Source organism: Corallincola spongiicola (assembly GCF_004284785.1).
Lineage (GTDB): Bacteria > Pseudomonadota > Gammaproteobacteria > Enterobacterales > Neiellaceae > Corallincola > Corallincola holothuriorum.
Genome location: NZ_SHLY01000001.1, coordinates 147144 through 172898, shown reverse-complemented (window position 1 = coordinate 172898; position 25755 = coordinate 147144). Strand labels below are relative to the sequence as shown.

Below are 25755 nucleotides of genomic sequence, written 5' to 3'. Positions count from 1 at the left end.
GTGGCAAGGGGTTGTGAACGACCCGGCAAAAAAAACCGATTAAATAAACTAATAGCTTTACTTTCTTAGGTAAAGAATCTAGCCTAACCATTAAATAAACCAAATGGATTACTTAAATGAGATTATTGATTGTCAGCGGTAGCCAAAGAAAACGCTCACAAAGTGCCAAGGTGGCAGGCTATTTGGCTGAAAAGATGGAAGGCTTTGACCAGGTAGACCACATTGAGCTGTGCCAATACCAACTACCATTCTGGGACGGTGACACATTGACTGGCAAGGACGCAGAGATATGGGACTCGCTTCGGCAACGCAGCCAGCAATCTGATGCATTGATATTGATTACCCCTGAATGGGGTGGCATGGCATCACCGCTTATTCGTAACTTCCTATTGATGAGTTCACTGGAAGATACCGCCCACAAACCCGTGATGTTGGTATCCGTCGTCAGTGGTATTAATGGCGCCTACCCCATCGCTGAGTTGCGCATGAATGCACTGAAAAATCTCAAGCTGGTTCCGGTGCCAGACCACCTTATCGTCAGAAATGTAGGCGAATGTCTTAATGGCAATGAAGTTAACGGCAAGCGTGATCAGCAACTCAGGCAACGGATCGATTACCACCTGCATATGCTGCATCAGTATGCTCAGGCACTATTGCCGCTGCGTCACTCTTATCAACACAGTCCCCATCCACAGCAAGCTGATTTTGCTTATGGCATGTAACAGTAACGGGCATAGTCCCCAAAAAATATAGAGGAAATAGAGATGATCAGATTAGAACATATCAACCTAGTCGTACCGGATCTAAAAGCGGCACTGGCTTTCTATCAAGTCGCCTTTCCCCACTGGCATATAAGGGGGGGCGGTGAAGCTGAGTGGTATGGCACTCCCAGAGAGTGGCTGCACTTTGGCGATGAAAACAATTACATCACACTCAATGACAAGGGCACGGGTGAAAACAGGGAATTAACGGGCCTGAGCACAGGACTCGCCCACTTCGCCTTTGTCGTAGATGACATTGACGGCATGATCGCCCGTCTAGAAGCTGCGGGATACCCGGTTGCGAAACAGGGGGCAGATGAGCCCTATCGAAAAAATGTCTACTTTATCGATCCGGCCGGATTTGAAGTGGAGTTCGTGCAGTATTTAAGTGATATACCGGATGAAAGAAATCGCTATAGTTAATAATCAATTCAGAGGCGCAGTTATTGCGGTTGCGTCTCTGGATTGCTCCGAAGTAACACTATTAACGAAAGCCTTCAGTCGCTCCACAAAAAGATGATCCAACTCATCAGCATACACCTATAAAAATCAACACATTCCGAACACTATCTTTTAGTAGCTTCTATACTCAAAGCAAAATTTTTATGGGGAGTGAAATATATGCTGGATCGGGTAACCTCCAGACCTTTTCCACTTATTAAACAGGCAAAAGGGTTTTCTCAAGCGGCTCTAGCGTCTGTCGTTATTAACATTCTGTCACTGGCCCTACCACTGACTATGTTGCAAATATTCGATCGCATTCTTCCCAACCAAAGCTTAGGTACAGCAACAGTACTGGTGGTTAGTGTGGCCATTGCGATCCTGTTGGAAACCCTACTTCGATTCGCTCGAAGTTGGGTACTTGCCGCTTCAGCAAGTCACTTTGAACTATCTGCCACCATAAATACATCGCAAGCGTTAATGGATGCCGATTACCAACAGATCGAGCAATTAGGTACAGGGAGAATCTTTAGCGGACTTTCGAGCATTGCCACGGTAAGAGATCTCTATTCTGGACAAGCAGCGCTAGCCATCATGGATTTTCCATTTGTAGTTATTTTTCTCGTGCTTGTAGCCTATATCGGTGGCGTACTTGTTTTTATTCCGCTAGCGGTATGGTTGGTGGTGGGGCTAATTGTTTGGTTACTTGGTAAGAAGCTCTATCAAGTAACAAATACTGTAGCATTAAGTGATAGCCAACGGACACGCATGTTGATGCATGTGTTAATTGGAATTAGCACGGCGAAAGCACTGGCTTTGGAAACCAAACTCGCAAGTAAGTATCGCGAATTAAATCATCAACGGTTAGCACAACAACAGCAGGTAGACTGGCTCGCTTCTCGCTTGCAAGAAATCATTCAAGGTGCATCACAAGGCACAACCTTATTGTTAGTGTTAGTTGGGTGCTTAGCAGTGCTTAATGGTGAATTGACGTCAGGTGGTCTCGCAGCGTGTTCGATATTAGCTGGTCGAGCAGTTGCTCCTCTCAGTGCAATCATTAGCCTTCGTTCACGTTTGGTTGCAGCGAAATCAGCCATGACGAGCGTCGATACGATCGTTAACTTACCCAGTAGTCACTTCACAGGTACACATACCTATCAGGCAAAACTACCCGCTCCGTTCATTAAGCTCTGTCAACTATCAGCAAAAAGGGTATGTGCTCATCTGGACCATGTATCACTCACTATCCCTGCAAATAGACTAACCGTCGTGCGTTCAGACCCCCTTACCCACGCGAGTCTCTTACTAACGACGATAGGTGGCTTGCAAAAACCCTGTGAAGGAGATATCTACTTCAACGAAATACCCCAGTACCATCACAACCAAAATGAGTTTTCTCAGTCGGTACTTTACGTTAGCAGCTGGCCCCCACTATTTGATGGCTCGTTAATCGACAACATGACCATGTTCAATCCAGAACTGGCACCAGAAGCAATGAAACTAGCGGATGACTTAGGCCTAACCACCACCATTTCAAGGTTAAATAATGGTTATCAAACACCCGTCGGAGAAGGCGCTGATACTCGTCTAAGCCAAGGCGCAATAAAGCTAATCGCCATGGTTCGAGCATTGGTACAAAAGCCTTCGTTATTACTACTGGACGAGCCACTAGTGTCGTTGGATATCGATGGCCAAAATAGATTAGTGACACTCTTAAAACAGATGACGCCAGAAATGACGGTTGTTGCAAGCAGCCACAACCCATCACTGATCGACCACTGTGATGCTCAGATCGAAATTGGCTCCTCAGGTCATGCTCATTTGTCCCAACAGGAGGGAGCATGATGAATACTCAACATTCTGACTTACACCAGTCATTGGTCGGTTTGTTTCAACAGCTAGGTATGTATGCTCAAGCCAATAAAATAGCCACAGATCCTCAACTCCATTTTTTGGATACTATTGGATTTAATCGTCAATTAGACAGGTACGATATAGATTTTTCAGTGTTGCCTGCAGACCACAAAAAGATGATGTGTGCGATACACCCGTTCGTGGTTATTCCAAGTGACTCACAAGCGTTTGTCGCGCGGCGAAAGGATGAGCGTTTAGAGCACTTGGCTGCCGACCAGACATGGCAACCATTAACCAATATCACCTCAATGGCTGGCGCCCATATGGTGTTAATTGAACATCTGCCAGGGCAAAGAGGAGAACAGAGTAGATTTACCCAAGAGCTAGATAAACGCCGAAAATGGTACCGCCCTGTATTTTGGTTAAGCCTCCTTGCAAGTATTACCGGATTAACAGTCCCCCTGTTTACTATGGCTGTGTACGACAAAGTTATTGGTGGTCAGGCACCCGCAGAACTACCAGGGATCGCAATGGGGGCCATACTGGCACTGGCGATACTCGTTGTCTGTCGCATTGTACGCGCAGCCATTCTTTGTTCTGTCAGTAACCGTATGGCACGTGATCTTTCTGACATGACGTTTAGCCGCTTATTACATATGCCGCTAATGGTATTAGGCCGTGTCGGGATATCCAATCACATTGCCAGATTGAGAAATGCAGAGCGTGTTCGAATGCTGTTTTCCGGTCCCGGAGGCGCTGGTTTAATTGATATCCCTTTCACGTTGATCGCGCTGTTTACCATCGTCTTATTGAGTGGTTGGTTAGTTGTTGTGCCTGTCGGTATGCTCGGATTGTACTATCTAATAGCTCGCGGACTGCAAAAATATGCTCAACGAGCCTCCCCTACGCTATCGACTAAACATCAGAACTCTATTAACGAACTAACCAAGCAACTACTCGCGCTAAAAACCAGTGGTAATTACAGTGGTTGGATTGAGAGGTTTATTCGCCAAACTCGTATCAACTGTCAACAAAACTTTGCCTATGCAAAAAGAAATGGCCTAAACCAAGCTGTCAGCCACGGACTAAGCCTGATGACGGCCTTGGTTACGGTATTTACAGGTATATTTCTAGTATTAGATCAAAGTATTACGGCTGGCGCATTGATAGCCAGCACGATGTTGATTTGGCGGATCACCGGCCCTGCCCAGCTCGCTTTCGCATCATTACCCAAAATGGCCATGCTGAAAAGTGCTTCACAACAGTTTGATAACTTCATGAAAGTGAAAACTGAAAATAATGAATTACGACTAGAGATCCCAGACAGTTCGGGTCCCCCGTCATTGAAATTTCAGCATGTCACACTGCGATTCAGCGCAACGCAAGAGCCAGTCTTATCGAGTATTGATTTCGAAATATGCCCCGGTGAAGTGGCAGTTGTTATCGGACCAAATCAAGCTGGCAAATCAACATTGTTACAGGCTGCTCTTGGCGTTATCGAACCACAATCAGGTTTTATAACGATCAATGACAGGAATCTAACCCAGTACGATCCGACCAACTTCAGACACTGGGCTGGGTATGCGCCTGCACAACCAGATCTGTTCCCTGGAACGTTAGCTGATAACTTAAGAATTTCACGTCCCGAAGCCACAGAAGAAGAGTTACAGCAAGCACTGCTAGAAGCAGGCGCCGCCACTCTTTTAGACACTCTAGGTGGCAGCCTAAATCAAGATCTATTCGAACAAGGCTACAGCACGTTAACTGCGATTGAAGGCAGTTATATTAGCTTAGCTAGAGCACTATTAAAACGCTCACCATTGCTGCTTCTCGATGAGCCGATAGCCAATCAAAACCCTCGCGCAAGGCGGCAATTTGTGCACACCCTTGAACAACTAAAAGGGCGTCATACCGTCTTATTTAGCAGCCATGATCCAGAGTTAATAAAACATGCAGACAAAGTGCTGGTGCTAGACAAAGGCTGCTTAGTTTACGCTGGACCTCAACCACAATCACAGCCCGTGCAGGAGGCTTAATCTATGCAGCAATCCCCTCTTCGTCAACGAGTATGGCCCGCGTATGAATTCGCTGATGCAGTCGAATCCCCTGCAGAACAGCGCCTAATACGTAACATTATCTTTATTGTGAGTGGCGCAATTTTATTAATAGCAACGTGGTCAATTTTCACGTCTATCGAGGAGGTAGCAAAGGCAAAAGGTCAAGTAGTGCCTCTTGGTCACAGACAGATAATACAAAGCCAACTAGGTGGAACACTGGCGACAATTAACGTGGAAGAGGGTGATGTCGTAAAAAAAGGCGATGTCTTGGCCAATTTCTTAGCCATTGATAGTCAATCCGCAGTGGAAGAATTAGAGAGCAAACAAGCAAACTTAACGCTACAGATAGAACGCTACAATGCGTTTATTGAACGTCGGGAAATGAATGTATCCAATTATGCAACCACCTACCCTTCCCTTGTATCTCAGCAGATAAAGGCTTTTGGTCACATGCAAGCAGAGTTCAATGCTAGCGTAGCACTAGCAGAAACGGGGCTCGCAAAAACGCAAGCTGAACTCGATGCCATTAAGTCTGAATTACCAGCACTCAGAGATCAGATCAGTGCTTCAACAAAGACGTTGGCGATGATGAACTCGCTGAGCGGTCAGAAAGCCGTTTCTCAAGTACAAATATTAGATGCCCAACAAAAAACTGATAGCTATTTGCGTGAACTAAAGGCAATGGAAGGAAAAGAACTTGTCTTGGCTAAAAATCTCGCTAATGACCGCCAACAGTTAAAACAAAAGCAAGCGGCGCTTTTTACTGAAGTCAGTGAAAAACGTGCTGACGCGCAAGCAGAACTGTTAGCGGTTCGCGCTCGGCTGAAATCATCTGGCCAACAGGTCGCCCAAACCACCGTTTTGTCTCCGGTAAATGGAGTCATCCAATCAATACCGTCTACCTCATCGGGCAGTGTTGTTGCCCCGGGAGGCACGGTGGCAGTTATTGTTCCCACAACACCAACGGCCTTGCTGGAAGCCAAGCTATCACCTCGTGACATCGGCTTTGTTACCGTAGGACAGACGGCTCGAATTAAAGTTGATGCCTTTGATTACAGTCGGTATGGCGCCCTTGATGGCGTTGTAAAAAAGATATCACCAACCACGGATGCCGACGAGCACGGCGGGGTATTTTACAAAGTACAAATAGCGATCGAAAAACCCTATTTTCGTGATAATCCCGAACAATTTGGGTTGATACCAGGCATGACCGCTGAGGCTGATATCGTGACCGGCGAAAAAACTGTCTTCCAATACCTATGGAAGCCGATCTTCACCAACATCAGCAGCGCCTTCGGTGAACGTTAGGAGGATATTTGATGACCAAGTCAGACAAAGATAACAAACAACCTCATACCCTAGGCCTATCAGTTCCTGACGCAAACGATCAAAGCCAGATGGAACAAACGTCATTACATGGCGAAAAATCAACACGCAAGGCGTTTCAAAAGTCCAAGCAGATCGATAAGGATGTGAAGCGCTTAAAAGCCAAAGAGCTTAGAGATAAGGAACTAAAAACTACCGGCGACAACGAAGACCTCGTAGCGGCGAAATCAAAAGCTGCTCCTGTAAGCTCACAAAATGAGCAATCTGCTCCAGAGCAGTTACTAGAAGATCCTGCGGAAAAACAAGCGCAGACTAACATTAACATCGCAAATGTTGAGCAGAAGGCAATTCAAAGCAGAGAGTCAGAAGGCGGATCAGAGCAACAACAGTCGATCGATAACGCGCCTGAAGCGCCGACCAAAAGTAGTGGTACAGTCAGGTATCATGGTACCCATGGCAACATAACACCGACAGACACTCATATACCCCCAGTTACTACAGCACCTGATATATCCGTCGCAAAAACAGCGCAAGAGAACAATGCAGCCACGTTTATTCGTCAACAAACGGTTAAAGCGCCGGATAATTCCGGGCCACATACTAACCCTCCCCAAGGTCAAGCAACAAACACAAAGACGAAAGAACAGATGCTTGGAAAAGGCCATACCCCGCCAACGGATGGCCATACTAGCGTCACTCAAACCAGCTCTTCAAGCGAAAAAGATCCCCTGGGGGCACCTTCGCCAGCACAACACCATTCTGTCATATCGGGCGTTAAATCAGGTTCAATCACCGAAGACAAAGAGCTTACTAACGGGCTGCTTCACACTTCGGGTCAGCTCGATGTTATAACTCCTGACACAGGGCAAGATCGATTTACGGCTACCTCAATACAAGGCCAGCTTGGTACGCTGAGTATCAATAATCAGGGTCACTGGATCTACACCGCCGATAATTCTCAGCCTACGATCCAAGGCCTTAAAAGCGGTGAGTCACTCACCGACACATTGCTGGTGCACTCCGTTAATGGCACTGAACAAAAAATCACTGTGACGATTAACGGTACCGACGATAAAGCCGTGATTGCTGGCACAGCAACGGCCTCGCTCACTGAAGATAAAGAGGTTCATAATGGCCTACTTCGCGTTGATGGTGCGTTAACAATCACTGACGCAGACAACGGCGAAGCCCAGTTCCAAGCAACATCTTTGCAAGGCCAATTTGGTACCTTGTCGATTAATCAATTAGGTCATTGGATCTACACCGCAGACAACTCACAAAGTTCAATTCAAGGGCTAAAAAACGGTGAGTCACTCACCGACACATTACTGGTGCACTCCGTTGATGGCACTGAGCAAAAAATCACTGTCACCATTAACGGGACTGATGACAAAGCCGAAATCGCTGGCACCAGCACCGCCAGTCTCACGGAAGATAAAGAGATTCATAATGGCCTACTTCGCGTTGATGGTGCGCTGACTGTCACTGATGTTGATGCTGGAGAAAACCAATTCCAAGCAGAAGTATTGCAAGGCCAGTTCGGTACGCTGAGTATCAATAGTCTGGGTCATTGGACCTACACCGCTGATAATTCTCAGCCTACGATCCAAGGCCTTAAAAGCAGAGAGTCTCTCACCGACACGTTACTGGTGCACTCCGTTGATGGCACCGAGCAAAAAATCTCTGTCACGATTGATGGCACCGACGATAAAGCGGTGATAGGTGGTACTGCAACCGCGAGTCTTACCGAAGATAAAGAGGTTCATAGTGGGCAGCTACGTGTCGATGGGGCGCTGACGGTAACGGATGCGGATAGTGGTCAGGCACAATTTACCGCGACCTCATTACAAGGGCAGTTTGGTACTCTTTCAGTCAATGAATTAGGTCATTGGACTTACACTGCGGATAATTCACAAACGGCTATTCAAGGCTTAAAAACCGGTGAAGCCTTAACTGACACTCTAGTTGTTCACAGCGTCGATGGCACTGAACAGAAAATCACAGTGACGATTAACGGCACCGACGATAAAGCGGTGATTGCTGGCACAGCTACGGCTTCGCTCACTGAAGATAAAGACGTTCATAGTGGTCTACTTCGTGTTGATGGGGCGCTGACTATCACTGACGCCGATGCAGGCCAAAACCAATTCGCTGCTACCTCGTTGCAAGGTCAGTTTGGTACTCTTTCAATCAATGAATTAGGTCACTGGACTTACACTGCGGATAATTCACAAGCGACCATTCAAGGGTTAAAGAACGGAGAGTCAGTTACCGATACTCTAATTGTTCATAGTGTTGACGGCACTGAACAAAAAATCACTGTCACGATTGATGGCACCGACGATAAAGCCGTGATTGCTGGCACAGCCACGGCCTCGCTCACTGAAGATAAAGAGGTTCATAATGGCCTATTTCGCGTTGATGGGGCGCTGACGGTCACTGATGTTGATGCTGGAGAAAACCAATTCCAAGCAGGTGTATTGCAAGGCAAATTTGGCACCTTGTCGATTAACCAATTGGGTCATTGGACCTACACCGCAGACAATTCACAAGCGACCATTCAAGGGTTAAAAAACGGAGAGTCAGTTACCGATACTCTAATTGTTCATAGTGTTGACGGCACCGAGCAAAAGATCACTGTCACCATTAACGGCTCTAACGACTTACCCGTTATTTCAGGAGTATCCTCAGGAAACGTTATTGAACAGGGAGAAAATATTACTGGGAAAGCGAATGCAACTGGCACCCTTATTGCGACTGATCTTGACTCAACTGACAGTATTCAATGGGCGATTAGCCAACCTCAAGGTCAATTTGGTAATTTATCAATCGATCAGCAAGGAAACTGGCGTTATCAGTTAGATAATTCAACAGGTGGCACGACAGATAAGCTGGCTGCAGGTCAACAGCAACAAGAGACATTTTGGGTAACGGCAACCGACTCATCAGGAGTGGCTGTACCACATAAAGTTGTTGTTGATGTAACGGGGAGTAATGATAAGCCTATTGTCACTGCTTGGGCTCAACTAGCAGCCGGAACAGAAGACAAACCTGTCATAATTCAAATCGCAGATCTACTCAGACACGCAAGCGATATTGATACCACTGATACTCTGCGAGTCGAGAACTTGCAAGCCTCCCATGGCCACCTCATAAACAATAACGATGGCAGCTACACCTTCACTCCAGATAAGGATTTTAATGGTGAAGTTCGCTTGAGCTATAACGTAGTAGATGGGCAAGGTGACAATGTTAGTACCCAAGCCAAATTTGACCTAGCAGCATCTCCCGATAATGCAGTTATTACCGACGCCCAAACAAACCCGAACTTACGGGGTGTCACTGAAGATCGCGGCTATATCGATACTCACTATAAACTGAATTATAACGGCCAACTGAACATCCAAGACCCAGATGCCGGTGAAGCTAAATTTGATCCAAATATTGGCCCGCAAACCAACCAAGGTATTGGTTATGACACTAAGCTAGGCGGCCATGTGGTGCTAATGCAAAATGGTCATTACACCTACACCTTGGACAATCGAAATATTCAACACCTCGCAGAGGGAGAAGCGATAAAAGACTCGGTTGTTATTCGCTCAGCGGATGGCACCACTCATACCATTGAAATGACGGTTCACGGTACAAATGACAGACCCACGATTGCTGCACAGTCGCATACGGTTATTGAAGGTGGTGCCCTCATATATGGGCAAATGCGTGGGCAAGATATTGATACTGGCGCAACACTGCATTATTCAACCCCAAAAATTGATGGACTGATATTTAACACTGATGGCAGCTATAGCTTCGATCCGAGCAACTCAAGTTATCAATCCTTAGCATCTGGCGTCACTAAAACCCTTACCATCCCGGTCACTGTAACCGATGAGCATAATGCCAGCTCTACGCAAAACCTTACAATTAGTATTACTGGAGTTAATAATGCCGCTGTCATAGGTGGGGTTGATACGGGGGATGTCATCGAAGGTACTGCAGGTCGAGATATGTCCCCTGATTATGCTCAACCTGGTATGAGTCATTTAGGTAATAGTCCTCTTTATGCCAGTGGTGCGCTAACTATTACTGATGTTGATACAGATGAATCTGCATTTGATTCTCATGGCGTCGGATACAATTATGTCGGTAAATATGGCGATTTGTTACTGCGAGAAGATGGTACATGGTCCTATTATGCTGATGCTGGAAACATCCGTGGGAAAGGTGGCCATGCAACAAATAGGGGCACCGCAATTGATCATCTTGGCAAAGGAGAAACCCTGACTGATACTGTGACCGTTTATTCAAAAGATGGCACATCTCACGATATTGTCATCACCATTCATGGCAGTAATGATCGCCCCTATTGTTCGTCAGAAGTGCAACTGAATGCAGGCACTGAAGATACTCGCCAAACCATTACAGTCGCGCAACTGCTGCAAAACACGGTTGATGTAGATAACAATGATGCTGGGCTGCTGAGCATTGAGAACCTGCATGCCGACCACGGTTCCATTAAGCATAATCAAGACGGCAGTTTCACCTTTACACCAGAGAAAGATTATAACGGCCAAGTTCATTTCACCTATGACGTGAAAGATGCCCACGGTGGTATCACTCACACTGGTGCATCCACTAGCTTGACTGCTGTAGATGATCACACAGTATTTGCTGGCATAACCACAGATTTTGCTAAAGAAGATGTTGACCCTGGTGCCAACTCTTATGGCAACTTTGGTGGCAGCCGTTTTGCTGGTACCCAATGGCATCAACTAACGATTACGGATACAGACAGTAAGGTTGATCAAATCGACATTGAGTTTGGTGGGAAAACTGTTACTTGGCAAGTCGGGTCGCCTCTTGATATCCAAACCAATTATGGCAAGTTCGAACTAACAACATATTCCCATGGCCCGCACAAGGGCGAGCTAGTTTGGTTGTATAACGGTGATAATCGCAACCCATCGATTCAAGGTTTAAAAGAAGGGGAATCTTTACACGAAAGTATCACTTTAGTTGCGCCAGACGGCACCCGCCAAGCACTGTCTGTAGAGATAAAAGGCACAGAAGATCATGTAATTATTGATGCCCCCAATCATCTTGGCGATGTGATTGAGCATCAATCAACAGGCGCACAAGTCAGTGGTCAGCTACAGGCCCATGATAGTGATACTCATGATTCAGTGAGCTGGGCCATTACCCAAACTGCTGGCAAATATGGTGAATTTTCAGTTGATACCGATGGCCACTGGCACTACGTTGTCGATGAGTCAAAAGCAGGAGTATTAGGGCAAGGTGATGAATGGAACGAACACTTCACCATTGAGGCTATATCAACCGATGGGAGCCGAATCACCAAGACAGTGACTGTTGTTGTTCACGGTAGTAACGACGCGCCAACCGTTAAAAGCGGCCTAGTACTTAGCCAAGGCAGTGAAGACAAGCAGGTTATATTAACCCAACAGGATTTGTTAGCCCATGCCAGTGATAGTGACAGCAACGATCAAGGCTGGCTAAAAGCCACCCACTTAACAGTCGACCATGGGACAATCAGCACCAATGCCGATGGCAGCTTCACCTTTACCCCAGACAAAGACTACAACGGAGTTGTACACTTTAATTATGATGTCATGGATCGCCACGGAGGGGCTACGCAAACAGACGCAACGATCAATTTAGTTGCTGTCAATGATGCTTCAGTACTTGCGAGTGCGTTATCTAGCAACGAAGTGATTGAAGATCATCTTAGCCGTCCCGCTTCTCATACGTTAACTTCCTATTGGAAAAATCTTGATATTACTGACACCGATGGTCAAGCAGATGCACAAATTGTCAAAATTGAAGTTAATGGTGTAGAGCATAGCGTCCCCGCCAATTTTGCAATGACCTTACAGGGAGCTCACGGTTCATTTGTCACCACTCATGGCTTTGATGGGCATAATAAATGGAGTTATATCGCAGATAATAATCACACTGAAATTCAACAATTAAAAGATGGTCAAAGCCTCACCGATCACATGACATTAATCACCGCAGATGGCACGCGCATTCCTATTACAGCGACGATTAAAGGCACAGAGGATCACGTCATTATCGATACTCCTGATTCGTTAACAGCATCGATGGGCACTGCTATTGAAGATCAAATAACCTCCCTATCGGGCACATTACAGGTACACGATGTTGATAAAGATGATAGCGTGCATTTTCAAACGCAGAATTTAACAGGTAATTTTGGCAGTTTCAGTGTCGCTAAAGATGGTACTTGGCATTACCAATTAGATGCTACCAAAGCACAGCACTTAACGGCGGGACAAAATCAAACAGAAGGATTTGATATTGTAGCTATTTCAAGTGATGGCTCTAAAGCAACACAACATATTCAAATTAATGTACAAGGTAGCAACGACTCTGCGATCATCGCAGGTATCGATACTAGCAGTGTCACCGAAAATTCCGCCGGTAAAGATATGTCACCTGACTATGCGCAACCGGGGATGGCCCACCTAGACCGTAACCCTCTGTATGCCAGTGGCACATTAACTATTTCTGACTTGGATTCCGGCGAAGCAGCCTTCAACACTCACGGGATCGGTTTTACCTACTCGGGTAAATTCGGTGATCTATTGCTTCAAGAAAATGGTCAATGGACCTATTATGCTGATGCTGGCGGAGTGCGCATTAAAGGCGGCTACGCGTCCAACAGAGGCTCGACAATTGACCAGCTCGGTGAAGGCCAAACCCTAACTGATACTATTACGGTTTATTCAAAAGATGGCACCTCTCACGATATTGTCATTACGATTCATGGCAGTAATGACCGCCCCTATTGCTCATCCGAGGTCCTACTACAAAGTGGCAGTGAAGATACACGCCAAACGCTGACTACCGGTCAACTGTTGGCAAATACTGTCGATGTGGATGCCAATGACGCCGGTAAACTAACCATTGAAAACCTGCACGCCGACCATGGTTCGATATTAATTAATAGCGATGGCACCTTCACCTTTACCCCAGACAAAGACTACAACGGCGCGGTGCACTTTAACTATGACGTCAAAGACGCGCACGGTGGAATAACCCACACCAGCGCAAGTACGACTCTTGCGGCGGTGAATGATGCGGCCCTTATCAATGGTCAGTCACGAGCATCATCAAACGTCGATATCTTCGAAGATGCTGCAACGAGTCGTCTGACGGGGCAGTTAACACTGACTGATGTGGATAGCGGCGAAGCCAACTTTGTGCCACAAGCTCATTTACTGGGGCAATATGGTGAAATAAATATAGAAGCAGATGGCCACTGGGCATATAGCCTAAACAATAAGTTAGCCGCAACCAATGCCTTAAAGGCAGGCCAAATTGTCACCGATAGCTTTACCTTTAGTTCACCCGACGGCACAGCTAGCCATACCATCAACATTCAAGTTCACGGCCATGATGATCGCCCTAGCCTCAGCCTCAACGAAGGGGAAGCACAGCAGTCACTCGATCTCTTTGGCGGGCTTAATGCTACGGGCGTGAGCCAATTGCAATTTTCAACTGACGGTATCCACTTTTCTAATCGGGTGCCCGATGGTTTTATGCTTGCCAGAGATGGGCATACCTTGCAGGTCGACCCCGCCCACAATAGCTACAACCACTTAGCTAACGGCATTGCCTCAACCATTGACATTAAGTATCAGTTACAACAAAGCGCGGGCAGCAACCTACAAGCCTCGCAGCAGCAAGCACGAGTAGTTATCACTGGCACCAGCGACAAACCGATTATTCACAGCTTTAGCCCGCATTCGCCACAAAACAATGGCCCGGTTACAGGGAATCTACTCCAAGGCGCAACAGATGTGGATGATGGTGCACACTTAGAGCTTCATGATGTGCAGTATAAAGATCCTGTAACGCAGCACTACGTGACGGTTCAAGCGGGGCAAACTCACAACATTAGCGGTGTTGGGATGATTGCGATTTCAGCCAATGGCGACTACAGCTTTACTCCAAACAACTCTTTTAGTGGGCAAGTGCCTTCTCTTATCTATCGAGTAACAGACACGCACGGTGATTATGCGGATAATAGCCAGAACACCTTGAGTATTCATATAGATCCATACCAGCCTCCCATTATTGCACCGTTAACGGTAGCACTGGCAAATGATACCGGTAGCTCGGCTACAGATTTAGTCACTCAGGATGGGACGCTTAGCATCTCAGGCCAAACAGCGGGAATGCAGGTAGAGTATTCTATTGACGGCGGCAAAAATTGGAGTACTCAATTTTCGCCAATTGAAGGGGTGAATCAGCTACAGGTGAGACAGACTGATGGTGCTGGGCATGCTTCAGCAGCCAGCAGTCTTAGTTTCACCCTAGACACCCAATCACCTTCGCCACATATTAGTCTTGATCCTGTTACCGCCGATAACGTGCTTAATCAAACAGAGCTCAGTGCTAATCTAGCGGTCACTGGGACAGTGAGCAGCGAGGTCAATGTAGGAGATAAGGTTACCCTTACGCTGGGGGCACGCACATACACCGGTGCAGTTGATGCTAATCATCAATTCTCTATTGACGTTCCCGCCGACCAACTGGGCAGTCACACCAATATCATGGCATCAATCACTATAACCGATGAAGCCGGAAACAGTGCCACCGCGACAGATAACCATCACTACAGCATAGATACAGGCGCAAGCATTCGGGTTAACCCCATTTCCGGCGACAATATTATTGAAGCGAGTGAACACCACCAAACCATTGATATAACCGGTACTGTGTCTGGGGTTGAAGATGGACAAACAGTTACAGTCTCCATTGGCGGTCATCACTACCAAGCTGCAGTGGCTCATGGTGCTTGGAGTACTTCTTTAACTGCAGCAGAGGTGCAGGCTCTGCCGGGAGGCACCGTTGATATTACCGCGTCAGTTCAGGATCTTGCGGGTAATCTAGCATCAATACACAGTCCGCTTTTTGTTGGTGATAGCGCTAATCCTGTACCGAGCTTGAGCTTTAAAGCACCACCCACACCTACGGGCGGTGGCAGTATTGGCTCGCACATATCTGGCGATTTGGTTGTACCACCGTTAATACAACAACTCACCCCTCATTTACCCAGTGGTGGTTGGGCGATTAGTGATGGAAAAGGTCATACCTCTACTAGCCTACACGGCCAATATGGCACCTTAACTATCGACCCAGATACTGGTCACGTTGACTATGTTTATAGCCAAGCGCCAGCTCCTGGCAATAAAGCAGCAGGAGGCACCCATTGGGCAGGGCAAACAGTATCAGAAGAGCATCATGATGTGTTTCAAGTTGTTTATCACGATGTACATGCATCAAATGTGGATGTTAAAGTGAATCTGGATGTGACCTATGTTCATGGCCATAGTGGTCACAATCAAACCTCTACTCATCTTGTTGCTATGACCGTCACACCTGACACTTCGGTGGCTCCGCCACCGGCTGCTGAGATGCACGACGCACCGGACGACATACAGGCTTTTAGCGCCAGCATCACAGAAGATGAATCATCATTTGACCATGTAGTATCAGATATTGGCGCTGCCGATGAAACGCCTCCCGCTCAGCCGTCACATACAACTCCGATTAGTCCTTCAGAAGCAAGTTCACCCATCGATCACTATTTACAAATGGTTGGTATAAGTCAGACGGATATTACGCCAGCATCTGAGACACCATTGGCCACTGATTTACCTGATATGGCAGCAACACAGATTAACCAAGATGCAGAGATGTTTGATACCCAGCCTGCAGACGCGTTTGAAAACCCCTTGCAGGATGAACACCAGCATAAACTTGATGATGCCACGATGGGTGAGCAGCCGGTCGACCACTTAGATAACCAAGTCAACGATGACGAGCTGATGCACTCCGCACTCCACAATATGCACAATCAATGGTAATAAAACAGCCCCATGAGCAAATAAAGCTTGGTTAAGATCCACTCGATACACTGCAAATTTATGGCGGCAGAACGAGTTCGCAAAGCTATCTCAATTATTAATAAGCGATCTTGGCTATGTTTTGTTCGCTGACATTTGCCAATGTAATACAAAGCTTGTGTGATCTATGTCACACGACTACAATCGCGCCTCCTTAATTACCTCCCTCCCTCGGAGTAACGTACGTGACCGAAAAGTTGGCGAATCCAGCCCCATTAGGCCTTATGGGCTTTGGCATGACCACTATCTTACTAAATATCCACAATGCAGGTTTTTTTCCTATTAGCGCCATGATCCTGGCCATGGGGCTCTGTTACGGCGGTTTAGCTCAAATCATCGCCGGCATCATGGAATACAAACGCGGTAACACCTTTGGCGTTACTGCCTTTATCTCTTACGGTACTTTTTGGTGGAGTTTGGTACTACTTCTGGTCTTGCCTGAAATGGGTATCGCTGAAGCAACGCCCCAAGCCTACATGGGATTTTACCTGCTGATGTGGGGCATATTTACCCTGTTTATGTTGGCAGGCACAGTCAAATTTCCACGGGTTAAACAGTTTGTCTTTGCATCATTAACGCTGCTGTTCTTCTTGTTGGCGCTCCGCGATTTCACCGGCAGCGCCGTGATAGGCACGATTGCTGGCTACGAAGGTATTTTATGTGGCGCTAGCGCAATCTATCTGGCAATGGCGACCGTGATCAATGAGCAATATGGACGCACAGTATTACCTATTGGCGAGCACAAGCTCAGCGCGCCAATCCAGTTGAAAGTGGCCGCATAAAAGCTGCTAAGTCAATCCAAAAGGCATCTTATCGGTGCCTGTTTGGATCCTTATATCAAACGTCTTATATCGAGCGAATAATCCCGCCCTCAACTCTTAGTGCACTGCCATTAACCGCACCATTCCCAGCAACAAAAACGGCAGCATCGGCCACCTCTTCAATGGTAATAAACCGCTGGATCAACGAGTTCGGCTCATGTTCCTGGAAGTAGTTTTCCACCAGTTCATCTAGTGGCCTGCCCTCCTCTTTTGCTAGACCTGCAAAGTACTCCTCTACCCCAGCCGTCCAGGTTGGCCCCGGCAATAGCGTGTTGACGGTAACGTTGGTCCCTTTAGTCAACTCTGCAAGTCCACGTGATAAGCCTGTCAGCGCCGTCTTACTCACGGAATAATGGATCATCTGCGGTAACGGTTTATAGCCAGCTTCGCTTGCCACATTGATGATCCCACCACTGTCGCGCGCCAACATACCTGGCATCAGCGCCCGGCAAAGACGCACAACGCTAAGCACATTGGTCTGGTAGTAACGCAGCCACTCATCGTCATCAATGGCAAAAAAATCCGCCACACTAAAAATACCGGCATTATTCACTAAATATTCAACATCATCTAAATGAGATAGTTGCTGTAACACCTCGTCACATGCATTCGCGCTACTAAGATCACCAGCTACGCTCGCATAGCCCTTAATGTCCAAGCAAACCTGTGCGGCCTGTTGTGCATCTCGGCCATGCACAATGACGCGGCAACCCTTGTCAGCAAAGGATTGCGCGATCGCCAACCCTATCCCTTTTGTTGAACCGGTTACCAAAACCACTTTGTTATCTAAGTTGGCCATGCTGATATTCTCCAATGAGCGGGATTATTGAAAAGTACGCGTACTGCCATAAGCGTAATCCAAATATCCCTAAGCAAAGACTATTTCGATAACCACTGACAACCGTTAGTGCGCGATTATTCTTACGACACCAAACAAGCGTCAACAGTCCTGTTAATCAAAGAGATAAAACAGGAGAAAAGCACAGCATGTGCTTTACCTATCTTTACAGTGTTTTACCCCTATTTACCGAGAATCAGCGTAAATTAATCACTCCCAGATATACGATGAATTAAAGCCCTTCGCCATTCAGCATGGCGCGGTCTAAGATATTAATCACTCGATTAACAAGGAAACGCTCCATGGTTGGACGACCAAGTGAAGATAGCCGCGTTCGACAGCGGCTAATTGATGCTGCGGCGCAACTATTTACGTCGCTGCCTTACGAAAAAGTCAGCACTCGTGCCATCGCGACCCGAGCAGACTCCAACATAGGTATGATCCGCTACTATTTTGCTAACAAAGCAGGCTTATTCGAAGCTGTCTGTCGCCAGTTCATCGATCAGATGACGGCACAGTTGGAACGGTTTGTGAATAATAGTAGCGTCGATGGGCTGGGCGATATTATCAGCGGCTATTACGAAACGATGGCGCCGCTGCCGGCGTTTCCGAAACTGGTGCAGCGGGCAATGTCATTGCCGGAAAATGATCCTTCCCGACAGATCATCCAGCGCCTGTTTACCCATATCAACGACACCTTCGACCGGAAGATAGATGCCAGCATGAGTAAAGCGGATCTTAAGCCAGATCTTGATCCTAAACTGATCCGTATGTCCCTTATCAGTCTGATGGTATTTCCATTCCTAATGCCACCGGCCATCATGCAGATGCAGGGCATCAAGTTAGATACTAATTTCCTACAACGTTTAGCGAAACATAATAAGGAACTGTTAAAACATGGGCTTTCAGCTTAACTCCCTCACGCCGAAAAAGCGCCTATTTGTCTACGGTGTGGGGGCTGGTTTACTGGCTCTTATTGTCATCATCGCGCTAAAAGGCAAACCAGCACTTTCACCTTCCACAGAGAACGCTGCGGCAGTCGACATACTGGTCGTCAAACAACAGCTGATTGCGCCAACCATTGAGGGCTTCGGCCGTGTCGAGCCGAAGCAGATATGGCAAGCAGTTGCCGAAGTGAGCGGCCGTGTGGTTTACCGCAACCCAGACATGTATAAGGGCAAAACCCTACCAGCAGGTAGCACGCTGCTGCGTATCGACCGCACTGATTATGAGATCAGCCTGGCAGAGGCCGAAGCTGACCATCGCGCCATTGAAGTACAACTCGAAGGGAAAACCTTAGAACGGCAAAACTTAGCGCTGTCTTTGCAAATCGAGCATGATCGTCTGGCGCTGTCCAAACAAGAGCTTACCCGGAAAAAACAGCTAAAGAATAAAAACCTAGTGTCCCAGTCTGAGCTGGATCTTGAAGCGCAAAACCTACTGCAACAGCAGCAAAAGGTGCAAGAACTGGAAAACCAGTTAAAGCTGATGCCTAACGAAGAGGAACTGTTGCAAGCACAACTCCGCCAAGCCAGCGCCAGAGTTGATGATGCCAAACGCAAACTGGATAAAACCGAGGTAGTACTGCCCTTTCGAGGCAGAATCGCAGAAGTTGACGTCGAATTGGACCAAGTTGTTAATAGTCAGCAAGTGATGGTCAGCGCCCATGGTATGCAACTGATGAACGTGAATGCGCAAGTATCCATTCACGATATGCGAACGCTGGTACGGAGTTTGAACTTCAAGCCACTGGACAATGGCATGCCACAAGTCTCTGAACTGGGAATGACTGCCGAGCTAATCCTGGAAGGATTCGATTTTAACTATCGCTGGCCCGCCAGCGTTGACCGGATCAGTGACACGGTTGATCCCAGCCAAGCCACCGTCGGTATCTTTCTGGAAGTTGAACAAAACTGGCAAGAGATTGAGCCCGCTGTTAAACCGCCGCTAGTCAACGGTATGTTTCTCCGTGCGGAAATTAAGGGCAAGCCTAAAGCGCATTGGCTATTACCACTGAAAGCACTGCACGGTAATCAGATATATCTGCTGGATAACAATGATCAGTTACAGATCATTCCAGCGAAAATGCTGTTCTTCAACGGCCAATCAGTGGCCATTACCGCCGAACTTTCGCCGGGTAATCGTGTGATAACCACAGATCTAATGCCCGCGGTGGCTGGCATGGCACTGAAAGTAATCAACACCGAGGTTCAGCCGTGATCAACTATTTTACGCGGCACCCAACCGCAGCCAACCTATTGATGTTATCGATGATTTTGGTTGGCTTAATGGTGATCCCAACGATCAAGCGGGAGACCTTTCCAGAATTCGAATCTGATTTTGTGCAAGCACAGATAGTGCAACCGGGTGCGGCGCCTCAGGACGCCGAAGAAAACCTGTGTCAGCGAATGGAAGATGCCGTTGATGGCCTATCAGATATCGAAGAAGTGCGTTGTGAAGCCGTGGAAGGGATGGCCACCCTGACCCTAAAGCTCAATAGCGGCACAGATATCAGCCGCATGTTGCTCGATGTACAGACTCAGATTAATGCGGTGAAAGACTTTCCCGATGAAGCTGAGCCACCGGTCGTCACCGAGTTGTCCCGTACCAAACCGGTCATGGATGTCGCTCTAGTCGCCGATCTACCAGCGTCGGAGCTAAAGGCTTATGCCGAACAACTGAAGCGCCGCATCAAACTTGAAGCGGGCGTTAAACTGGTCACCATCAATGGCTTCTCTGATCATCAAATATTGGTGGAACTGTCGCTGACAGATATACGTCGTCTCGGCTTATCAGTCGGTGATATTGCCGACAAATTACGTCGGCAAAACGTGCGCCTGCCCTCCGGCACCATCGAGACCCACGACAAGAACCTGCTGATCCGTTTTGATGAACAAAAGGTCACCCCTGCGGCATTGGCAGAAACAGTGATCAGTTCAAATACCGATGGCGGTATCGTCAGGCTCGGCGATGTTGCCGTGCTCACTGATCGCTTTGAGCTGGACGAAGAGCATGTGCTGTTTGATGGCAAACCGGCCGCCATCTTGTCCATCAGTAAAAACAAAGAGGAGGACGTACTCAAAGTCAAAGAAGACTTGCTGCGACTGCTTGATGAGATACGCCCTAACCTGCCCGCAGGTGTGACGTTACAAACCACCAACGACATGTCTTCACTGGTCTCAGATCGTCTGAGTATGATGATCAAAAACGGTTTGCAGGGGGTGTTCCTCGTTTTCCTAACCATGTGGCTGTTCTTCAGTCTTCGCTACTCATTTTGGGTCGCCATGGGCTTACCCGTTGCCTTCTTAGCGGCCGTAGCGATGATGCCATTGTTTGGCCTGTCGATTAACGTGATGACGCTGGTCGCTTTTCTCATGGCGATCGGCATCATGATGGATGATGCCATTGTGATAGCGGAGTCAATCGCTTCCCATGTAGAACGCGGTATGGAGCGTTCTGAAGCCATTGTTGCAGGCGTTAAAAAGGTTGCACCGGGCGTGCTGTCATCGTTTTTAACCACGGTATTTATCTTCTCATCTCTGCTGTTTCTTGATGGTCAGATGGGCAATGTTCTAAAAGTCGTTCCCTTAACACTGCTACTGATCCTGACAATCAGTTTATTGGAAGCGTTTTTGATCCTGCCTAATCACCTGTCCCATGCGCTCAGCAAAAACAGTGACGGCGATGCGCCAAGAGGGATCCGCGCTTGGTTCCATCAGCACTTTGAAGCGTTTAGAAACAACCAGTTGGTCAACGCCGTTGAGTGGGTTGTTAAATGGCGCTACGGCTTCTTGGGCGCGATCATCGCCCTATTTTTACTCTCGCTCTCCTTGGTGGCTGGCGGCGCGGTGAAATTTATCGGGTTTCCAGAACTTGATGGCGATATCGTCGAAGCGCGCGTGGTACTGCCACCCGGTGCAACGCTGATGGAAACAAAAACAGTGGTCGAAAAGATCGTCGCGGCAGCAGAAAAAGTAGATGAACGCTTTTCTGCCGAGGAAGTGGACCAAAGCTATGTGCAACACCTGACTGAAAAATTCAATTTCAATAACGATGCGAAAGAGAAAGGCCCACATGTCGCCACCGTCCGCTTGGATCTGCTAAGCGCGGAACTACGCCACGGATCAATACACGAGTTCATTCGCCAATGGCGTGAAGAAACCGGCGAGTTAGCCGCCCCCTTGTCTATGGTATTTAAACAACCAGAGATGGGGCCCGCGGGGCGCGCCATCGAAATTCGCATACGGCATGACGATCTATATCTGCTTAAGCAGGTCTCCACCGAGGTCCAACAATACCTATCGAATTTTCAGGGAGTTTACGGTTTGCTCGATACCATGCGCCCCGGTAAAGAGGAAATATTAGTCACCTTGCGTCCCGGTGCAGAGGTGTATGGTATCGATGGTCAGATGCTCGCCAGCCAGCTGCGCGGCGCCTATTTCCATCAAACCGCTGATGAGATCCAAGTGGGGCCGGAAAATATCCAGATCGACGTTAAGCTGGCCAAAGCTGATGCGGCTAAGCTAAGCAACCTTCTCAACTTTCCTATTAATGTCGGCGACAAACAGGTGCCACTTGCTTCACTGGCCGAGATAGCCTTTCAACGCGGGTTTGTCCGTATTGAACGGATAGATGGCCTGCGAACAATCAGTGTGCTGGGCGATGTCGATGTCAGCCAGGCCAACACCAACGAGGTACTGCAGCTGTTCCGCAACGAGCTGATGCCACAACTGCTGGCGAAGCATCCAGGACTGCGTATAGAGTTCGAAGGAGAAGTTAAAGAAAGCGCCAAGACCGGAAGCTCCATGGGCAAAGGCTTTTTGCTCGGTCTCTTTGGCGTCTTTGCGATATTAAGCCTGCAGTTCAAAAGCTATTTGGAACCGGTCACCGTCATGGTTGCGATCCCTTTAGCTTTAATTGGTGTGCTTTGGGGGCACCTGCTACTCGGCTATAGCTTGTCTATGCCATCAGTGATGGGCTTTGTATCACTGGCAGGGATAGTGGTGAACGACTCTATCCTGCTGGTGCAATACATTCGTCATCACGTCGAAGAGGGGGATAGCGTGCATGAAGCCGTGGTACAAGCCAGTCGTGAGCGTTTTCGCGCGGTCTTTATCACCTCGATGACCACTGCCGCAGGGATGTTGCCACTGATGCTGGAGACGAGCTTGCAAGCGCAAGTGCTCAAGCCCCTAGTGATATCTGTGGTCTTTGGCATCTTCGCTTCAACAGTACTGGTATTGTTTATGGTGCCGGCCTTTTATTCAGTATTGGATGACTTTGGCAAAGTGAGCTTTGCTAAAAAGAAAGAAACACCATAACTACCTTTTTCACCACAAAGCTCAGTCTCTGTTCGCATAGAGACTGAGCTTTTATCACTGAGTAATTCAATACAATCATACAGCTAGTAAACACCACCTGTATCCTCACGATCCTTTGTGCAACTTTTAACCGTTAGCGCAGTCTATTACAGCTATGAAAAGACGTACCTTCATAAAATCTGTTGCTGGTTCCCTATCAGCCATCGCCCTTAATACACCACTGAACGCCATGGCATCAGGATCTCAGGAACAGCCCAAATACGCTCCGCTAAAACTGCATAACCTTCATACAGGTGAACGACTTGCTATCGCCTATGCTGACGGTACAGGCTATAACGCTGATGCACTGGCGCAAATCGCACACCTACTGCGAGACAGAAGAACCAAAGAAGTGCATCCCATCGATGTCAGAGTGTTAGATTTTCTTTCATCGATTTCTCAACAAATAGGTACAGAGAAAGAGATCGGCATCATCTCCGGTTACCGTTCACCCAAAAGCAATGCCAAGTTGGCAAACAGTAGCAATGGTGTCGCAAAACGCAGTCTACATATGCAGGGGAAAGCTATCGATTTTCGGGTCAATGAGGTCAAACTTAGTCAACTCAGAGATATCGCATGGCAATGCCAATCTGGCGGGGTTGGCTATTACCCCAAAGATCAATTTATCCATATCGATTGCGGAAGAACACGCTTTTGGGGATGGCATCCTAGCTGATAAGCTATGGTAATAGTTAACCATTATCAGAAAGAAGCATTGCATCATGATCAAACAGATATGGAATATCGCTGCCCTTTTTTTTCTCATGAGTCTTTCTGTCCACGCCAATAGCATTCCCGATAAAATTGCCAATGTATTGCACCAGTCACCACCAAAACAGATCACACAGATCCGCGAAATGGGATCGCTGTTTTCGATACTGGTTCAAGTTTATGATGCACGGCTATATCGGCCAATCTGGATCGATGACTCGGCGAAACTAACCGCTAACGGAAAACGACTATTAAGCCGCCTCAATGAAGCCCAAAGTGACGGACTAAATCCTGAACACTATTTGCTCGACAAGCTAAATACGCTAGCAAAAGAAACCCCATCATCAGATCCTATTGTTTTAGAGCTGTTATTAACCCTTTCAACAATGCAGTTTACCGAAGACCTGCGTAACGGCAGGCTCACACCAGGTGACCTGCAGATGGGTTTACCCATATTGGATAACCCAGTCGATCATCAGGCTTTCTTTGCCGCGGCCGCAAACGGAGAAGATCCGGTCAAACTAATAGACGCTTATGCCCCGCAAATACATATCTATCAGGCGATGCGGCGCTTGATGCATGAATGGCAAGGTATCTTGCATGAAGGTGAATTAACGGCCTTACAACTGAGCAAAACCTTAAACCCAGAAGACCCTTTACCTGCCAACTTTGCTGCAGGGATCTTAGATAGACTGGCGCTCTATCGTCTTCCAGCACCACAAAGCAGTGATATTTACTCAACCGCGTGGGTCGATGCCATCAAAGCGTTGCAAAAAGTGCATGGTCTCACCATAGACGGTGTCGTAGGAAAGCAGACGCTGACAGCCCTCAATATGAGCTGGGACGCACGAATTGGTAAAATGATTGCCAGTATGGAACGGTTGCGCTGGCTACCTGCACATATACCTCAACAACGCTTTATCATTGTTAATGTGCCCGAGTTTAAACTGAGGGCTTTCAACGGTGCACTCTCTGATCCTGAGTTAAAGATGCCCGTGGTCGTCGGGAAGAGCTACAGCCGTTATCGCACCCCGATATTTAGAGAAGTAATGAAGTATGTCGTGTTCACCCCATATTGGAACATCCCGAACAGTATCCTCCACCGCAGTATTGTCCCAGCAATTGATGGACCTGAATATTTTTCCAAACACTATTACGAGATGATCGAGCACTTTAGCTGGACGGCCAAAGTTCATCCGCCAACACCAGAAAACATTGAAAAGCTCAAGAATGGCAAACTACTTTTGCGCCAAACTCCCGGCGCGCACAACGCATTAGGCGAAGCCAAATTTATCTTTCCGAATGCTAACCACATCTATCTACATGGCACACCAGCGCATTCACTTTTCCAGCAAAGTGTTCGCGCATTCAGTCATGGCTGCATCCGCGTTGAAAACGTCCCTAAACTGGCGACTTGGATATTTCAGGAACAAGGCTGGGACAGAAACAAGGTGGACGAAGTCATTGCAAGCAAGCAACCAAAGCAGGTTAATCTAGAAAACGAAGTATTGGTCGCCATCTTGTATCAAACTGCGGTCATCGACTCGTCTGGCGATATTTTCTTGTTTGACGATATTTATGGCCATGACGAACACATGCTGAGACGACTACAACAGTTGTAACTAGCAAC

General features: G+C 47.4%; 13 protein-coding genes. 12 read left to right on the top strand and 1 reads right to left on the bottom strand.

What is annotated here, in order from left to right; translation table 11 throughout:
• Positions 1-116 precede the first annotated feature (116 nt).
• From EXY25_RS00755 to EXY25_RS00725, 7 genes are all read left to right on the top strand, one after another.
• Positions 117-722, top strand: coding sequence for an NADPH-dependent FMN reductase (locus EXY25_RS00755; protein ID WP_130565366.1), 606 nt, complete (start codon positions 117-119; stop codon positions 720-722).
• A gap of 42 nt (positions 723-764) precedes the next feature.
• A complete protein-coding gene (locus EXY25_RS00750; RefSeq protein ID WP_114338512.1) occupies positions 765-1184 on the top strand; it encodes a VOC family protein in 420 nt (139 codons plus the stop codon).
• 198 nt (positions 1185-1382) lie between these two features.
• Complete coding sequence (locus EXY25_RS00745; protein ID WP_130565365.1) at positions 1383-3047, top strand: ABC transporter transmembrane domain-containing protein; 1665 nt, start codon at positions 1383-1385, stop codon at positions 3045-3047.
• Entirely contained in the window at positions 3044-5092 is a 2049-nt protein-coding gene (locus EXY25_RS00740; RefSeq protein ID WP_246019467.1) for a peptidase domain-containing ABC transporter, read from the top strand. The genes EXY25_RS00745 and EXY25_RS00740 overlap by 4 nt, the downstream gene beginning before the upstream one ends.
• Before the next feature lie 3 nt (positions 5093-5095).
• On the top strand, positions 5096-6421 hold the full coding sequence (locus tag EXY25_RS00735) for an HlyD family type I secretion periplasmic adaptor subunit (protein WP_130565364.1): 1326 nt from the start codon (positions 5096-5098) through the stop codon (positions 6419-6421).
• 11 nt (positions 6422-6432) lie between these two features.
• Positions 6433-16356, top strand: a complete 9924-nt coding sequence (locus EXY25_RS00730) for a VCBS domain-containing protein (protein WP_130565363.1) — start codon at positions 6433-6435, stop codon at positions 16354-16356.
• 224 nt (positions 16357-16580) lie between these two features.
• A complete protein-coding gene (locus EXY25_RS00725; RefSeq protein ID WP_130565362.1) occupies positions 16581-17177 on the top strand; it encodes an acetate uptake transporter in 597 nt (198 codons plus the stop codon).
• Between the two features lie 64 nt (positions 17178-17241).
• Here EXY25_RS00725 and EXY25_RS00720 read toward each other — a convergent pair whose 3' ends face one another.
• Complete coding sequence (locus EXY25_RS00720; protein WP_114338506.1) at positions 17242-18015, bottom strand: SDR family NAD(P)-dependent oxidoreductase; 774 nt, start codon at positions 18013-18015, stop codon at positions 17242-17244.
• A gap of 341 nt (positions 18016-18356) precedes the next feature.
• Between EXY25_RS00720 and EXY25_RS00715 the strand changes: the two genes are divergently transcribed.
• The 5 genes from EXY25_RS00715 to EXY25_RS00695 all read left to right on the top strand — a co-directional run bounded on the left by EXY25_RS00715 (position 18357) and on the right by EXY25_RS00695 (position 25747).
• Complete coding sequence (locus EXY25_RS00715) at positions 18357-18968, top strand: TetR/AcrR family transcriptional regulator (RefSeq protein ID WP_165419209.1); 612 nt, start codon at positions 18357-18359, stop codon at positions 18966-18968.
• Positions 18952-20274 carry an efflux RND transporter periplasmic adaptor subunit gene (locus EXY25_RS00710; protein ID WP_130565360.1) on the top strand — a complete coding sequence of 441 codons (1323 nt, stop codon included), beginning with the start codon at positions 18952-18954 and terminating at the stop codon, positions 20272-20274. Before EXY25_RS00715 ends, EXY25_RS00710 begins: the two co-directional genes overlap by 17 nt.
• A complete protein-coding gene (locus tag EXY25_RS00705; protein ID WP_130565359.1) occupies positions 20271-23375 on the top strand; it encodes an efflux RND transporter permease subunit in 3105 nt (1034 codons plus the stop codon). The genes EXY25_RS00710 and EXY25_RS00705 overlap by 4 nt, the downstream gene beginning before the upstream one ends.
• A 154-nt stretch (positions 23376-23529) precedes the next feature.
• The gene (gene mepK, locus EXY25_RS00700) at positions 23530-24090 is read left to right on the top strand and encodes a peptidoglycan L,D-endopeptidase MepK (RefSeq protein ID WP_130565358.1); all 561 of its coding nucleotides are present in this window, start codon (positions 23530-23532) and stop codon (positions 24088-24090) included.
• Between the two features lie 46 nt (positions 24091-24136).
• Complete coding sequence (locus EXY25_RS00695) at positions 24137-25747, top strand: L,D-transpeptidase family protein (protein ID WP_130565357.1); 1611 nt, start codon at positions 24137-24139, stop codon at positions 25745-25747.
• Positions 25748-25755 lie beyond the last annotated feature (8 nt).

Excerpts from the sequence above, each read along its gene's own strand:
- EXY25_RS00730 (WP_130565363.1), top strand. The coding sequence starts at position 6,433 with ATGACCAAGTCAGACAAAGATAACAAACAACCTCATACCCTAGGCCTA.
- EXY25_RS00710 (WP_130565360.1), top strand. The coding sequence starts at position 18,952 with ATGGGCTTTCAGCTTAACTCCCTCACGCCGAAAAAGCGCCTATTTGTC.
- EXY25_RS00745 (WP_130565365.1), top strand. The coding sequence starts at position 1,383 with ATGCTGGATCGGGTAACCTCCAGACCTTTTCCACTTATTAAACAGGCA.
- EXY25_RS00735 (WP_130565364.1), top strand. The coding sequence starts at position 5,096 with ATGCAGCAATCCCCTCTTCGTCAACGAGTATGGCCCGCGTATGAATTC.
- mepK (WP_130565358.1), top strand. The coding sequence starts at position 23,530 with ATGAAAAGACGTACCTTCATAAAATCTGTTGCTGGTTCCCTATCAGCC.
- EXY25_RS00715 (WP_165419209.1), top strand. The coding sequence starts at position 18,357 with ATGGTTGGACGACCAAGTGAAGATAGCCGCGTTCGACAGCGGCTAATT.
- EXY25_RS00755 (WP_130565366.1), top strand. The coding sequence starts at position 117 with ATGAGATTATTGATTGTCAGCGGTAGCCAAAGAAAACGCTCACAAAGT.
- EXY25_RS00750 (WP_114338512.1), top strand. The coding sequence starts at position 765 with ATGATCAGATTAGAACATATCAACCTAGTCGTACCGGATCTAAAAGCG.
- EXY25_RS00695 (WP_130565357.1), top strand. The coding sequence starts at position 24,137 with ATGATCAAACAGATATGGAATATCGCTGCCCTTTTTTTTCTCATGAGT.
- EXY25_RS00720 (WP_114338506.1), bottom strand. The coding sequence starts at position 18,015 with ATGGCCAACTTAGATAACAAAGTGGTTTTGGTAACCGGTTCAACAAAA.
- EXY25_RS00740 (WP_246019467.1), top strand. The coding sequence starts at position 3,044 with ATGATGAATACTCAACATTCTGACTTACACCAGTCATTGGTCGGTTTG.